Below are 14861 nucleotides of genomic sequence, written 5' to 3'. Positions count from 1 at the left end.
TCATCGGCCCTTCTTGCGGATGGTGAAGGCCAGGCTCTCGTGCTCGTGGAAGTAGGGCCGGTAGCCGGCGTGCGGGGGCTCCATCCAGCGGAGCAGCTCCACCGCGGCGACCTCGTCGGTGAGCCCGCAGTCGGCGAGGTAGGCGTCCAGGTCGGGGCGGTCGAAGAAGCGGCAGTAGAAGTCGGCGTGGTCCAGGTACTCCTTCGGCCTGACCTCCTTCATGCCGGGGTCGCCCACCTGGCAGTCGTTCATCGTCCACATGTTCGCGACGACGTGCCCGCCGGGGCGGCAGATCCGGTACAGCTCCTGCAACGCCTTGACGGGCTCGGTGAGGTGGCCCAGGAGGTCCCAGCAGAAGATCCCGTCGACGGAGTCGTCGGGCAGCCCGGTCGCGAACGCGTCGGTCACCTTGAAGACCACGTTGTCGGCGTTGGCCCCGGCGACCACCTGGCGGGCGATCCCGATCGCGTTGCGGGACGTGTCGCCGCCCAGGACGACCGTCGCGGCCTGGGCGAGGGGCGGCAGGTTGCGGCCGTCACCGCACGGCAGGTCCAGGACCACGAAGGCCGAGTGGTCGGCGAACAGCTTCGCCGCGTTCACCACGTAGGGAACCGGCGGGTCGCCCCACAGGTTGGCGTGGCCCTCCTCCAGCCGGTACGCGTCGTTCCACTGGCCCTTGGCGAGTTCGTCCTGCTCGTTGGCGGCGCCGGGGCGGCCGGCGGTGGCGTTGGTGGTCACTGGGGGTTCCTTTCGTTCTCCAGCGCGAGGAGTTCCGCGACACAGCGGTGGGCGTCGACGAAGGCGCGGGAGTATCCGGGGGTCGGGACGAGGTGGTTGTAGAACGTCGCCCCTTCGCACAGGGGCCCGATCAGCCACAGCCGCCGGTCGCTCACGCCGGCGGCGTCGACCGGGTGCAGCGAGGCGTCGACGTCGGCGCCCCGCACGGCGCCGCTGTCCGGGAGCAGTCGGCGGATCCGTCCGGTCTCGTGGAGGGAACGGATCAGCGGGCTGGCGGAGGAGTCCACGGCGGGCCACGGCGAGTTGCCCGTGCAGAGCCAGTCGACGTCCTCGCGGTGCGGTGTCACCAGGCGGGTGGAGGCGATCGTCCAGTGGCCGGTGTCGTCGTTGCGGCGGACCGACGGCGCGGCGCCGAAGGGGGTGCGCACGACCTCCGCCTCGATGAGGGCGAGCAGTTCGGCGTGGCGCTCCTTCTGCGGGCCCACCACCGCCCGGTTCATCAGCGGCACGGTGGATCGCAGGAAGCGGTCGAGGGAGGCACTGGTCAGGCCGCCGAAGTTGACGGCGTCCCGGAGCGTGTCGCGGACCTCGCGGACCGCCTCCAGGGCCGCCTTCACGGGACTGCGGTCCAGGCCGTGCCCGGCCTCGACGAGATCGCGGCGGACCGTCTCGGCCAGCCAGCGCTGGTAGGCGCGGCTGTCCTGCAGTGCCATGGCCGCGGAGTCGTCCCAGGCCTTCAAGGGGTCGAAGGGGCCGTGCAGTTGGTCGAGCAGGTCGAGCGTCGCGGCGAGCTTGTCCGTCTCGGCCGCCGCGGTCAGTTCGGCGGCGAGCGTCACCTCGGCGTCCTCGCCGCCCTCGACCAGGGCGCGGCACCGGTGGTAGGCGATCCGCATGTCGGCCAGCATCAGCGGGAACAGGTCGTCCTCGAAGTCCACGGGCCCGGCGGCCCGCAGCGCGGCCACCGCCGACCGGGTGAGGACGACCGGCTGAAAACGGCTGTGCATTCGTGCGCGGTGCGGGCGGGCCCGGAACGGAACGCCGGAACGGGAATACAGCAGAATTCTCGGTTCGGCGCCGCCGGGCCGGTAGTGCAATCGCCCGCCGTCGCGGACGAACCGGCCGCCGCGGCCCACCGTCAATGCCGCGATGATGTCCATGGCGGACAGGCCGAAACCGCCGACGGCGACCGAATCCGTCGGCGCGACAGCGGCAAGTTTGTCGGGCAGCGGATAAGGGTCGGTGATGTGCCGGGAAGTGGCCGGGTGGGATTTCTGCGCGGGCGGCGAGGATTTCTCCCGATTGGGGACGTGGCCGACGGTCACGAAGGCGTAATCGGTGCTGACCGTCGTCCCGTCGGCGAGTTCGATCCGCACGCCCGCGTCCGGGTCGGAGGACAGGGCCGTGGCCTCGGTGCGGTGCAGGTTCACGCTCATCCAGGACGGCGCCCGGTCGCGCAGGCGGGCGAAGAACCACCGGAGGTACTCGCCGAGCACCCGCCTGGGCAGGAAGTCGTCGGGCCGGACGGGGCGACCGGAGCGGCCGACCGTGTGCCCGTCCTCGGCCAGCCGCAGGCCGCGTTCGGTGACCCACTCGTACAGGCTCGGGCCGGCCTCGCCCGCATCGGCCCCGACCGCGTCGGCGTCGGGGAACATCGATATCTCGCCGCACAGGGTGTTCAGCAGCAGATAGTCGGGTTGGGTGACGGAATGAAGGCCCTCACCCTCGGATAAGGGGTCGATTATCTCTATTCGAAACGGACCTGGCGGCGCGCCCTGCTTTTCCGGCTTCAATGCCAGCGTGATGATTCGCTCAAGGATGCTGCAGCCACGAGATCCCATGCCGATGATGGCGATCGAATACTCGGATCCCAAGTGAAACCCCCGGAGACTGAAGTGGCCGATGGGGTCGACGGCGCCACGCTACGCGACGGACATGCCAAAGTCCATACTCCGATTACGACTTGGTCCGTACTGGAGGGTCGTAATTCGACCAGTGTGACGCGTGGTTTTCCGGACGATTCACGGGTTGAATGGGTTCTCCGTCGGCGCGTCGGACAACTTGCGCCACCTGGACCGCCGCCCGCGGTGAGTGCCCTTCCGGCCTCCTTGGCGGCGCGCACGTGCTCCCGTGCGCCCCCACGTCACCCGGGCGCGCCCTCAACCTCGATGGTTCGCTTACCGAAGACGCTGACGTGTGGGGCGCGCGCCCATGACGCCCGCGCCCCGAGCCCGCGGAAAGGAACGCTCCTTGACCAACGACATCGCCTACGTCAAGATCCACCCCGCGATCGGCATCGCCCGGGTCGGCAACAGCGCCCGCGAGGACGGCTGGTTCCACGGCCCCGAGGTGCCCGACCCACCGGCCGAGCAGCCCGGCTTCTACAAGGACGACCAGGGCGCGGTCAAACGCCAGGCCGCCCGCTTCCGGCTCTACGGCTACGGCGCGGACGGCCGGGTCGTGCGCGAGCTCACGCTCGCCGATCCGCAGGTGCACATCGAGTGGTCCGTGCACGTGGCCAACAAGAAGGCCGCCTGGTACGAGTTCAGCCTGCCGCTGGACATCCCCGACATGAAGGACAAGCCCGAGCCCCGGCGCAACGCGAAGGTGACCGACCGGGCCGGCCTCGTCATCGACCCCGGCCGCAAGACCCTGACGGCGGGCGGCAAGGAGTCCGTCGAGTTCACCGGCGGGTCCTTCCTCGGCACGCCCGTCCCGCTCGGCTCGATGCACACCGACGACGCCGGTCGCCTCGTCGTCCTCGGCGGCCTCGGCACCTCCCGCAACCCCCGGGGCGGCGAACTCGTCTCGTACGGCAACAACGACGGCTGGTGCGACGACACTTCGGACGGCCCGGTCACCGCCACCGTGACCATCGGCGGCACACCGGTCCGGGTCGAACCCGCCTGGGTGGTGGTGGCCCCGCCCAACTACGCGCCCGAGATCAAGACCGCGCGCACCCTGTACGACCTGCTCCACGACCTTTTCGTCACCCAGGGCACGCTGGAGCCGGCCAAGACCGTCAACTTCGACCGGGACGTCAAACCGATCCTGCGCCGCTTCTGCGAACTCCAGTGGGTGAACAAGGGATTCGCCACCCACTTCGGCTTCGGCGGGCCCGAGCACTTCCTCGCCCCCGACCACCTCGCCAAGCTCGCCGATCCCTCCGCGACGCACGAGGAACTGCGCCGCCAGGTCTACACGTCGCTGCGGGACCCCGAGCGCGACGGCCTCTCGCCGATGCCCTGGCCGTGGATCTACGGCGACGGCATGAAGAGCATCCCCACATCGCTCCTCCAGTACCTCACGCTCTCCCCGACCCAGGACTCGATCCTCCTCGCCTGGACGAAGGGCGAGTTCACGACCACGCCGTGGCCCGGCTTCCCGCCGCGCCTGGAGGACGCGCCGGTCGCCGACCAGCCCGGCCTGCTGGACCGCGCCGCCCTCGACTTCTGCCTCGCCGACGCCTTCCACCCCGGCTGCGAGGTCACCTGGCCGATCCGGCACGCCACGATGTACAGCGAACCGCTGCGCATCCGCCACCGCGCCGAGGGCACCGTCGAACCCGACTACGGCGACGAGCTCACCCAGGCCCGCGCGCTCGGCCCCGACGGGCCCCTGCACCAGTCGGGCCCCGGCGACCTGACCCGCTGGATGGCCGTCCCCTGGCAGACCGACACCGCCAGCTGCCGCTCGGGCTACGAGTCGGCCAAGCAGCTCGGCCCCCGCTACGACCCCTACCTGCCCACCTTCTGGCCCGCACGGGTGCCCAACCACGTCCTCAAGGAGAGCGACTACCGGATCGTCAACAAGGAGACCGCCGCGACCGACGAGGACGGCCGCGAGGCCGCGTTCGCCCGCCGGGCCTCCTGGCTGCGCGGCCTCAGGTCGCCGGACTACAAGGAGCAGCTCGAACAGGCCGTCGCCGAGTGGTACGACTTCGGCATCGTCGAGGTCCGCCCGTACACCGTCGGCGACGGGCGCTTCCCGGAGCGGATGCAGGTCGAGTCCACGCCCGGCTTCCCGCTCGAAGGCGTCTCCGACCACCGGAACCTGAGCGCCATCCACGTGTCCGCCTCGATCCTCGCCGAGGACGCCCTCACCGCGCAGGTGGCCGGCGACGTCCTCGCGCTCACCGGGCTCTCGGCCGAGGAGGTCACCATCGGGTACTTCGACAAGCTCGACCCCTTCGGGGAGGAGTCCGGCACGCCGACCGCGGGTGGCTCGTGACGGTCGAGTACGACGTCGTCGTGGCGGGCGGCGGGCCGGCCGGTTCGGCCGCCGCCCTCGCGTTGGCCGCCCGGGGGCGCAGCGTCCTGCTCGCCCACGCCCCGGGCGGCCCGCCGCAGGTCGGCGAGGCCCTGCCGGCCGCCGCACGCATGCTGCTGCGCGACCTCGGCGTGGCCGACACGGTCCCCGGCGACGGGCACCTGCCCTGCTACGGCAACCGCTCGGCGTGGGGATCGCCCCAAGCGGGGTCCGTCGACAGCATCAACGACCCGTACGGGCCCGGCTGGCACCTGGACCGCGCGCTGTTCGACCGCCGCCTGCGGGCCGCAGCCGCGGAGGCCGGCGTGGACGTCCGCGAGGCCCCCGTCCGTCCTGCAGGCCCTTACGGGGACTCCACCTGGACCCTCGTGCTCGCCGGTCGAACCGTGCACTGCCGCCACCTCGTCGACGCCACCGGTCGCCGAGCCGCCGTCGCCACCACCCACGGCGCCCGCCGCGTCGTCGGCGACCGGCTGGTGGCGCTGCACCTCGCCCTCGGCCCCGGCGCCACCGCGGACGGCACCACGCTCGTCGAAGCCGTGCCCGACGGCTGGTGGTACAGCGCCCTGCTGCCCGGCGGCCGGCTCCTCGTCGCGTTCTTCACCGACGCCGGCCTGCCCGCCGCCCGCACCGACGCCGACGCCTTCCGTCGCCGCCTGGCCGACACCGGCCCCACAGCGGCCCGCGCCGCCGCCCACCCCGTCCCACCGTCCGCTCCGCCCACCCGCGCACCGGCCCACACCGCCCACCTCGACCGTGTCCACGGCGCCGGCTGGACCGCCGCCGGCGACGCGGCCGCCGCTTATGACCCGCTCTCCTCCCAGGGCATCCTCACCGCGCTCTACACCGGACAGGCAGCCGGGGCCGCCGTCCACGCCCACCTCGACGGAGACCCGCGCGCCCTCGACCACTACGCCGCCGACCTCGCGAGGGTCACCGCCGCCTACCGGCGCAACCACGCCGCCTACTACGCCCTCGAACAGCGCTGGCCCGACAGTCCGTTCTGGCAGCGTCGCCGATCTCCAGCGGGCGCCTCCTCCTGGCCGACGTAGGGGCCTGCGCCGGCGGTGGCTCCGTTCTCCTCTGGGGGCCGTCGGCCCCGACGGGGTGCGGCAACATGCTCAAGGGGCTTGCTCTCCAAGCGTGTTCACGGTCCTTTCGGCAAGGGACGGCCGCCCGGCGGGAAGGCTTCGCCGGAACCGGGGGTGAAACATCCCACCGCGGCGGGCCGTGGCCTGCTACAGTCGATTCAGTTGCAGTAGTGGTTCCCATGAACTTTGTGTGCGCCTGCTGATGTATTGCAGGCGCATTTTCTGTTCCCCGGCTCTTTTTCCGGTGGGCGCTCCATGCGGTGACTCGAAGCCCGCACCGTGCGTGCTTCGGGCAGTCCCTTGAAGGAGATTTCTTAATGGCTAATGGCACTGTGAAGTGGTTCAACTCGGAGAAGGGCTTCGGCTTCATCGAGCAGGACGGTGGCGGCCCCGACGTCTTCGCCCACTACTCGAACATCAACGCCAACGGCTTCCGTGAGCTGCTTGAGGGCCAGAAGGTCGAGTTCGACGTCACGCAGGGCCAGAAGGGCCCGCAGGCCGAGAACATTCGCCCGCTGTAGTTCTTCTGCCACGGCACCTGCCCAGCAGCGAGGGGCCCGCACCGCGTACATGCCCGGTGCGGGCCCCTCGGTCATTGCGCCACGGCGCATCCTCCCGGCCGTTCAGGCCCTTGGCTCCGCCACCGGCGGCCGTTTCCACGTGAGACGCACAGCGCCGCGCCCGGATCGGTGCCCTGCTGTGACGGCCCGCGGTTCGAGGTTCTTCGCTCCCGCCCTCCACGGTGAGCGCCGACCGTGGGTGACCTGCCGCACGGTTCCACCGTCCACGCTCCGCCCGTCACACTTCCGGCCCGTTCCCTTGCGGTCTCCGCCCGGCGCCCGGCGCCACGGAGCCTTCCTCGTGACGTGCCGCCCCGAGGAAGGTTCCGCATGGCCCGCTCCAGTCGCTCCTCGTACCACAACGCCGACCTCCGTTCCGCGGCCGGCTCCCGTGCCAGTGGAGGCTCCTTCTACGGCGACCGGCCCGCCGGAGGCCGACGCCCCTCCGGCCGCAGTGCCCCCTGGGGTCCCTCCGCGCAGGGCGAGTTCGCGATGCCGGTGGGCACCACCCCGGCACTGCCGGCCGTCGAGTCCTTCGACGAGCTGGACATGCCGAAGCCGCTGCTGTCGGTGCTGACCCGCCAGGGCGTCACCGCGCCGTTCCCGATCCAGGCCGCAACGCTGCCGAACTCGCTGGCCGGCCGCGACCTCCTCGGACGAGGCCGGACCGGCTCCGGCAAGACCATCGCGTTCGGCCTCGCCGTGCTGGCGCGCACCGCTGGGCAGAGGGCCGAGCCGTGTTACCCGCTGGCCGTGGTGCTGGTCCCCACCCGCGAGCTCGCGCAGCAGGTCACCGAGGCACTCACCCCCTACGCCCGCGCCGTACGCCTGCGGATGGCGACCGTCGTGGGCGGGACGTCGATCAGCCGGCAGGCGTGGCTGCTGAACCGCGGGGCGGAGGTGGTGGTGGCCACCCCGGGCCGGCTCAAGGACCTGATCCAGCGCGGCGACTGCCGGCTGGACCGGGTCGGCGTCACGGTGCTCGACGAGGCCGACCAGATGGCCGACATGGGCTTCCTGCCCCAGGTCACCGAGATCCTCGAACAGGTCGCCGGAGGCGGCCAGACGATGTTGTTCTCCGCCACCCTGGACCGCAACGTCGACCGCTTGGTGCGGCGCTTCCTCAAGGACCCGGTCACGCACTCGGTGGACCCGTCCGCGGGAGCGGTCAGCACCATGGAGCACCACGTGTTGCACGTGCAGAACTTCGACAAGAACGCCACGATCGCCCACATCGCGTCCCGTGACGGCAGGGTGATCATGTTCATCGACACCAAGCAGGGCGCGGACCGCCTGGTGGGGGACCTGCTGGCGAACGGGGTGAAGGCGGCCGCCCTGCACGGTGGCAAGTCCCAGCCGCAGCGCACCCGCACCCTGGACCAGTTCCGCACCGGCCAGGTGACCGCGTTGATCGCGACCAACGTGGCCGCCCGGGGCATCCACGTCGACGGGCTCGACCTCGTCGTCAACCTGGACCCGCCGGGTGACCACAAGGACTACCTGCACCGGGGCGGGCGCACGGCCCGGGCCGGAGAGTCCGGCACCGTCGTCACGCTGGTGCTGCCCAGCCAGCGCCGCGAGATGGCCCGCATGATGACGACCGCCGGCATCACCCCCGTCACCACCAGGGTCAGCGCCGGCGACGAGGATCTTGCCCGCATCACCGGCGCCCGCGTGCCCACCGGCGTGCCCGTCGTCGTACCCGACCCCGTTGTCGAGCGGCCGCGTCGCAGCTCGTCCACGAGTCGCGGCCGCCACGGTCGTCCCGCCCAGACCTCCGGCGACACCCGGGCCGCCTCCGGCCGCGACGGCGGGCGAGTGCGGCCACCGGCTCGTCGGCCTCGGTGAGTGCCCGCCGGGCCGCCTCCACCCGGACTCGCTCGACGCAGGCGGCCGGCGCCCGCTGATGAGCGGCGCGGGCGGGCAGACCGTGTCACAGGGGAGCGGACCAGCACCTCGGCGTAGTCCCGCCACGCGTCGACGGCGTTCTCCTGCGGCCCCTTGGGGTGCGCCGGCTCCAGGGCGTGGAGGACGCGGCCCCACCGCACCAGGACGTCGGCGCCCGCCCGCGCCGCCGGCTGCCAACCGGTGGCCGCCCGCCGTTGAGGACGGAGATCAGCGACCCGGCCAAGAGCACTGCGGCAACACCGCCGCCTATCCACTTGAACGGCTCGCTCCCTCCCGGCCCGTTCCCGACAGCAGGCGGAACGCCCTGCGGACGTTGGAACCCGACGTCGTGAACGCCGTTCCGTACCGCATGACCGGCAGCATCGCCAGCCGCCAGGACGAGACGTCCACGTTGCGCACCGCGCCGTCCTCGTCCAGGCCGTCGTGGACCGACCCGATCACCGAGTCCCGGAGGAAGCGGAGGTAGTCGGCACCTCGGCGCAGCTCACGGGCCGAGCCGACGGCGCCGTGCCCCGGTACGAACACGGCGTCCGGGTAGCGCTCGGCCAGCGCTTCGGCCGCGGCAGCCCAACCGGGGAGGTCGGCTCCGCCCTCCCCGGTGTCGAGGAAGGGGTAGTGGTCCGGGCAGCCGACGTCGCCGGTCGCCACGATGTCCTGTCCGTTCCGGCGGAGGTGGACGGCGAGATCGCCGACGGTGTGCGCCCTGCCGAGATGGTGGACGGTGACGTCCTGGTCCCCGACCCGCAGGTGGTCCGTGCCGACGACCAGGTTCTCGGGCTGAGGCATCCCGGCGGGATGCCTGCGCCAGAACCCGCCGTCACGCCGGAGCATGAGGTGGGGGACGGAGGTGTGTGCCACGATCGCCGCCTCGTCGTACTCCGGGTTGCCGAAAGTGTGGTCGTAGTGGTGGTGGGTGTCGATCACGGTGCTGCACCGGCCGCCCAACTCCCGGTCGATCCAACGGCTGAGCAGTCGGCTGAACGGGGGAGTCTTGGGGTCGACGATGAGCACCTCGCCCAGGGACTCCACGACAAGGGAGTTGCCGCCTCCGCCGATCACCGCCCAGACGCCGGGTGCCAGTTCCTGGTAGCGCAGCCGGAGCACGTCCGCCGCGCCCAGCACGTCCCGTGCGCCGGCCAGCGGCATCCGGCGGCGGCGCGGCAGGGTGGCCGGGTCGAGACGGCCCTCCTGCCGGAACCGGGCCGCGAGCAGTCGCGCGCCCTGCAGCGAGGCGTTCCTGACGAAGGTGAAGTGGGCGAGCCAGAACGCCTCGGCCGCCCGGAAGGCGGGACCCGCCGCCTGCTCCCACGAGCTGAACCGGGACCGGCCCGGTCCCAACGGCTCGATCGTGTACGAGTGCCGCGCCCGGAATCCGGGGAACGCGGTGACCTCCCAGGTCACTTGACGGCCCTCGTCCACCTCCACCAGGGTGGCGACGGCGGGCATCAGGTAGGGGTACCACCAGCGCAGTGGCTCGAAGAGCCAGACCAGGCGGCCCCCTTGGGAGAGCTCCCGGGTGCCCACCCATGCCATGCAGGCGTTCCACCAGGGCCACCGGTCGGGGCGCCGGAAGACGTCCCAGAGAACGTCGGCGGAGAGGTCCAGCTCGACCGACCCCCGAACGGGCTCCATGCCCACCACTCCTCTCCGCGGGTCAGATCGGCGACCACGCCAGAACGCCCTGGCCGTACACGTCCCAGAGCCGGCCGAGGAAGAACCGGCCGAACCTGCCCAGCGCGGTCACCGCACAGCGGCCCGGCCCCGACCGCACCCGGAAGCTCGCCAACTGGCAGGCCAGAGCCGGCAGACGGATGCGGACCACCCCGCAGGCCACGACCTCGGCGCCGGCCTGCTCGTCGGGGTGGAGATGGCCACGGAGGATCCTGGTGTACAGCGTCGTCGTGTCGGCCCACATCCCGTGCCGGGAGTCCTCGTTGACGTCCTTGTGGCCGCTGAGGGTGAGCCGGTTGCCGGCGCGGTCGGTGAAGAAGAGGCAGTACTGCATCTGCAGGTGCTCCGGGTCGGGATCCTCCATGAAGAGTCTGAAGGATCCCCATTCCACCGGGCGCCGCCCGCCCAGGGCGTCGCACCGCACCTCACCGCTGACGGCCGCCTCGTGGTCGGGGCACACGATGAAGCGGTCGAGCCCGTCCACGCGGATCGTCAGATGCACCGACAGGCCCTCGGACGGTCCGCGGGGTGCCGCCGGGGCATCGGCGCCCGGGGCGCCGAAGGCCACCGCACCGGTCATGCGCTCCGCGAACCGCAGGCTCGTGCCGTCGTCGGCCGCACAGGGCGTCGGGGCGGTCAGCGGGATGTGCTGCTCCGCGCACCATGCGCGCGCCTTCTGCACGCCGAGCTCGACCGCCTCGCGGAAGCGGTCCCCACTGAAATTGATCAGGTAGTTGAGCGGGACCTCCGCCTGCAGCATCCTGACGTCGATCCGACGCCCGAACTCGCCGTTTCCGCCCGACTGGAGGGCGGCGTTGCTGGCCTCGATCCGCCGCAGCCACTCCTGCAGCCGGCTGTTGGCCACCGTCTCGATGATCTGGAAGTAGTTCGCCACGAAGCCGTCGTGCCAGCGGCGCCGTTGACTGACCGTCCAGATGATCCACAGTTCACGGCAGCCCCGCCGGATCGCCTCACCGATGTTGGCATCCGTGACGTACACCGCGTCGATGTACGTCTCCCCGTCGAGGCGGACGGGAGGGAACCACATCGGTAGTGACACGGCCGCGGCGAGGCGGTCCTCGTCCATCTGGTCGGCGGTCAGGACCTTCAGCTCGTTGGTGCTGAAGTCGTACAGGTTGAACGTGGCGAGGCGGTCCGTGGCACGGATCTTCTCCCAGTCCAGCCCCCACGAGGGGAAGACGAACCGACGGTAGCCGTCGAGAGTGAAGAGGGACGCGGCGTACGGCCCCTTCAGGTACTGCGCCCAGTTGGGACTGATGCCCCGCAGCGGTCGCATGGTGCGCCAGTTCTCGGCGATCTGCCGTCCTGGCATTCCCTGGCAGTACATGGCGAGGTTGAAGGTGCCTCCGCTCGCACCGTCCGCGTGGTCGAAGCGCAACCCGGCCTCGTCGAGCCAGACCTGGAGCACGCCCGCCTGGAAGGCGACCTTGAGACCGCCGCCGGCGAGGATCAGCGACCGGTGGACGTTGGCATCATGATGGTGTGTCATGGCGGACCGCCCTCTGAACGTGCCTACCTGTCTACCGGAGGTCTTCGATGATCTTGTCGGCCGCCCGGTCGGCCAGTGCGGCGATGGTGAGGGAGGGGTTGGCGCCGACGGGCCCGGGCATGATCGAACCGTCCGCGATCGACAGGCCCGGACAGCCGTACACCTGCCCGTACTCGTCCACGACACCCTCGTGCCAGGTGCGCCCCATCGGGGCACCTCCGAGCGGATGGACGGTGATCAGACGGTTCAGGTACGTCAGGGGATCGAAGGCGTACCGTCCGCCCAGCTCTGCCGACAGGTCCCGCATCGTCCGGTTCACCCGCTCGAAATAGTCCTCCGACGCCGCGGTGTCCCACTCCAGGTCGAGGCGTCCGTCCCGTAGCCGCATCCGGCCGTTCGGCACGTCCCGTCCCATGCCGAGCAGCGGCATCGACGTGGCGGTGAGCAGGCCCTTGCCCAGGGCGCCGGTGAGTTGTCGGCCGATCTCGCTTCGGGGACTGTGGCGCAGCCGGGACCAGCCGCGGCGCAACAGGAAGCGCAGAACGCGTTCCGAGGCGGTGAGGACGTTCTGCTCCACCAGCCAGTTGAGGAACTCCGGGTATCCGGCGTCCTCAACGTAGAACCCGCGCCCGTTCCCGCCGTCGAGGAGGTCGGGAACCTTCATGGCACTGGTGATGACCGGGCCGAAGCTCGGTCTCAGCAGACGCGGTACGGCACCGGTGTCCAGCGTCCTGGTGGCCTTGAAGACGAACCCCAGGAAGTCGCCGTTCCCGGAGAAGCGGGTACCGAGAGCCGGGCTGATCCCCGGGACGGAACTGCGGTTGCGCATCAGCAGGTACGGGGTGCCGAGTGCGCCGGCGGCGAGGATGAGTCGCCGTCCGGTGACGGTACGCGCAACTGGTCGGTCGGGCGCGTCCTGTCCGTTCTCCAGGTACTCGCGCGAGATGTACCTGACGGTGAATCCGTCCCCGTCGCGCTCGAAGGAACGCGCCTCGCAACAGGTGCGGATGGTGGCGCCGAGGTCCCGTGCGACGCTGAGACAGGTGAGGTCGAGGCTGTTCTTGCTGCCGAAGTTGCACCCGATGTCGCATTCACCGACGAGGCGGCACGTGTAGCGCGGCACCCCGTGCAGGTTCCGGTCGCCGCCGTCGATGGGAACCCCGGGCACCGCAGGGTGACCGGGGTTGGCGAAGGTCACCGCCAGCGGAGGCAACTCCCAGTCCCAACCCAGTCGGTGCGCCGCCTCCCGGAGGGCGGCGGTCTTCGACGTGCCGTGGTAGGGCTCCTGTGTGATCGGGTAGCGCTGCACCCCGATCATCTCCTCGACCGCGTCGTAGTGCGGATCGAGGTCCTTGCGCTGCACCGGCCAGTATTCGCCGCCCGGGGAGCCGTCGGGGCCGCCCTGGACGAACCATTCCGCGGGCTTGCGCAGCAGGACGTTGGCGTAGATCAGCGAACCTCCGCCGAGTCCGCTGCAGACGACGGCATCGAGGTCCGAGAAGCTCCACACGTCGAACATCCCGTACAGCCTGTGGTCGGGAGCCCAGAAGTTCGCGGCGGTGTCGTGCGGGCTACGGGGGAAGCTACCGGGCGGATACGCCTTTCCGCGCTCCAGCAGGCAGACGCTCATTTCCGCCTTCGCCAGCCGGTAGGCCGTCACCGAACCACCGAAACCGGACCCGATCACGACGGCGTCGAAGGTGCCCATGCGCTCAGCCTCCAAGGGACGACCGCCCCCTCGCAGGCCGGCCACCCCACCGGGTCCTCCCATCGTCCCACCGGAGGTCGGCACGCGCACGCTGCCCAGGTGGGCGCACGTTCACCGGTTGGCTCTCGGTGGTCGGTAGTTGCCACCGAGGTCGTGGTACTCGGTGGCGGTAGTGAACATGTGCCAGACGGCGACCGTGATGGAGAGGGGATGATCTGGGCCACGAGAGCGACGCACGGGCCGGGGCTGGACCGGCGGGACCGGCCGGTCCGGAGGGGCCTACGCAGGTGCGGCCACGCCTGGCCCGGGCCCGTCCGGCACATTGTCCTGCCAGAGGGCTGGGGCGCCGAGCTCACCCCGGACCAGGAGGAACGCGTCATCACGTTCTCCCGGCACGTCTCGATACGGTCGGCGTCGTCAGGACCTTCAGGGGGAACTCGCCGAGTACGCCGGTGGCCGTACCCACGACGACCCGGACGATGCCGCATCCTGACCGCACCACTGAGTCGAGAGGGAGACGCTGTTGCGTATCACCGATTCCCGGACGGGCCGGCGCAGCGAGATCCGCCCCCGTCGGAGCGGACTCCTGCGCGTGACCGTCGATGTCGGAGAACAGGCCCACCCGTTCGGGCTCGGCGATCTACGCGCCCTGCTGACCGGTGACGTACTGGGTCGAACCTGCGAGACGCGCGGCCTGCAAGTGATCACCGAGCTCGCCGTCCCGGACGGCCCGGACGGCCTCGACGAGCGGATCCGGGCCCTGCGCAACGCCGCCGACCAACTCGGCATCCACCCGCCCGCCCAGCTGCGCACACGCCGGGAAGCGGACACCTCCGACCAGGCGGAGGCCGACCTGGCCGTCACCAGTCGCCCCCACGCCCACCCCGGCCCGTCGGCCGCCGCGGCACTCCTGGTCACCGGTCCGGTGGCCGCCGAGCCGGCGAATGCCGGCCCCGACCTGTCCGCGGCGCCGCCGGCCCCGGCCCTGCCGCCCGAGGGCGATCCCCTCGCGCTGCGCCTCGTCCTCCTCGAACACGCCGTCACCGCCCCGGTGCGGCTCACCGCCGACGCCCTCGCGGACGCCGCTGAGAGACTGGTCCGCTGGCGCGGGCTCGTGGCCGACCTCGCCTGCATGCCCTCCGGCCCGCCGGAGGCCGACATGGTCCGGGCGAGCTTCGACGGCCTCGACGAGGACCTGGACGCCCGGGTCGCGCTGCGCGCACTCGACGCACTGGAGACCCGCGCCGATCTGCCGCCGGGCACCCGCTTCGAGACCTTCGTGCGCCTGGACCAGATCCTCGCCCTGGAACTCGGCCGCGACATCGGCCGCGGGCCCCACTGAGCCCGCCGGGAACCTCGTCGGGCCGCTCCACAGCCCAATTTCCGATGAACCGATGGCGACTTCCGGC

General features: G+C 71.4%; 10 protein-coding genes. 5 read left to right on the top strand and 5 right to left on the bottom strand.

Annotated features, from left to right (window positions below; translation table 11 throughout):
• Both ACWCXH_RS00215 and ACWCXH_RS00210 read right to left on the bottom strand, forming a co-directional pair.
• Window positions 1-738 (bottom strand): class I SAM-dependent methyltransferase, encoded by a 738-nt coding sequence (locus tag ACWCXH_RS00215; protein WP_449799028.1) that lies wholly within the window; start codon window positions 736-738, stop codon window positions 1-3.
• Window positions 735-2576 carry an FAD/NAD(P)-binding protein gene (locus ACWCXH_RS00210; RefSeq protein WP_449799027.1) on the bottom strand — a complete coding sequence of 614 codons (1842 nt, stop codon included), beginning with the start codon at window positions 2574-2576 and terminating at the stop codon, window positions 735-737. The genes ACWCXH_RS00215 and ACWCXH_RS00210 overlap by 4 nt, the downstream gene beginning before the upstream one ends.
• Before the next feature lie 409 nt (window positions 2577-2985).
• Here ACWCXH_RS00210 and ACWCXH_RS00205 point away from each other — a divergent pair, with 409 nt between their 5' ends.
• The 4 genes from ACWCXH_RS00205 to ACWCXH_RS00190 all read left to right on the top strand — a co-directional run bounded on the left by ACWCXH_RS00205 (window position 2986) and on the right by ACWCXH_RS00190 (window position 8503).
• Window positions 2986-4965, top strand: coding sequence for a LodA/GoxA family CTQ-dependent oxidase (locus ACWCXH_RS00205; protein ID WP_449799026.1), 1980 nt, complete (start codon window positions 2986-2988; stop codon window positions 4963-4965).
• The gene (locus ACWCXH_RS00200) at window positions 4962-6056 is read left to right on the top strand and encodes a tryptophan 7-halogenase (RefSeq protein ID WP_449799025.1); all 1095 of its coding nucleotides are present in this window, start codon (window positions 4962-4964) and stop codon (window positions 6054-6056) included. Before ACWCXH_RS00205 ends, ACWCXH_RS00200 begins: the two co-directional genes overlap by 4 nt.
• Window positions 6057-6412: 356 nt before the next feature.
• Entirely contained in the window at window positions 6413-6616 is a 204-nt protein-coding gene (locus tag ACWCXH_RS00195) for a cold-shock protein (RefSeq protein WP_030303996.1), read from the top strand.
• A gap of 369 nt (window positions 6617-6985) precedes the next feature.
• On the top strand, window positions 6986-8503 hold the full coding sequence (locus ACWCXH_RS00190; protein WP_449799024.1) for a DEAD/DEAH box helicase: 1518 nt from the start codon (window positions 6986-6988) through the stop codon (window positions 8501-8503).
• Between the two features lie 306 nt (window positions 8504-8809).
• Here the strand turns inward: ACWCXH_RS00190 and ACWCXH_RS00185 are convergent, their stop codons facing one another.
• Genes ACWCXH_RS00185 through ACWCXH_RS00175 form a run of 3 tightly spaced genes read right to left on the bottom strand, consistent with a single transcriptional unit; the run spans window position 8810 to window position 13452 of the window.
• Window positions 8810-10195 carry an MBL fold metallo-hydrolase gene (locus ACWCXH_RS00185; protein WP_449799023.1) on the bottom strand — a complete coding sequence of 462 codons (1386 nt, stop codon included), beginning with the start codon at window positions 10193-10195 and terminating at the stop codon, window positions 8810-8812.
• 22 nt (window positions 10196-10217) lie between these two features.
• Window positions 10218-11744: a patatin-like phospholipase family protein gene (locus tag ACWCXH_RS00180; protein ID WP_449799022.1), complete on the bottom strand. Its 1527-nt coding sequence runs from the start codon at window positions 11742-11744 to the stop codon at window positions 10218-10220.
• Window positions 11745-11775: 31 nt separating this feature from the next.
• Window positions 11776-13452, bottom strand: coding sequence for a GMC oxidoreductase (locus ACWCXH_RS00175; protein WP_449799021.1), 1677 nt, complete (start codon window positions 13450-13452; stop codon window positions 11776-11778).
• 523 nt (window positions 13453-13975) lie between these two features.
• Here ACWCXH_RS00175 and ACWCXH_RS00170 point away from each other — a divergent pair.
• Complete coding sequence (locus tag ACWCXH_RS00170; RefSeq protein ID WP_449799020.1) at window positions 13976-14794, top strand: hypothetical protein; 819 nt, start codon at window positions 13976-13978, stop codon at window positions 14792-14794.
• The last annotated feature ends 67 nt before the right edge of the window (window positions 14795-14861 follow it).

It is taken from the genome of Kitasatospora sp. NPDC001660, from assembly GCF_053596725.1.
The sequence above is the reverse complement of the archived record's forward strand: the minus strand, read 5'-3'. Positions and strand labels throughout refer to the sequence as shown.

Coding starts and splice junctions, on each gene's coding strand:
- ACWCXH_RS00210 (WP_449799027.1), bottom strand. CDS start 2,576: ATGGGATCTCGTGGCTGCAGCATCCTTGAGCGAATCATCACGCTGGCA.
- ACWCXH_RS00195 (WP_030303996.1), top strand. CDS start 6,413: ATGGCTAATGGCACTGTGAAGTGGTTCAACTCGGAGAAGGGCTTCGGC.
- ACWCXH_RS00190 (WP_449799024.1), top strand. CDS start 6,986: ATGGCCCGCTCCAGTCGCTCCTCGTACCACAACGCCGACCTCCGTTCC.
- ACWCXH_RS00185 (WP_449799023.1), bottom strand. CDS start 10,195: ATGGAGCCCGTTCGGGGGTCGGTCGAGCTGGACCTCTCCGCCGACGTT.
- ACWCXH_RS00180 (WP_449799022.1), bottom strand. CDS start 11,744: ATGACACACCATCATGATGCCAACGTCCACCGGTCGCTGATCCTCGCC.
- ACWCXH_RS00175 (WP_449799021.1), bottom strand. CDS start 13,452: ATGGGCACCTTCGACGCCGTCGTGATCGGGTCCGGTTTCGGTGGTTCG.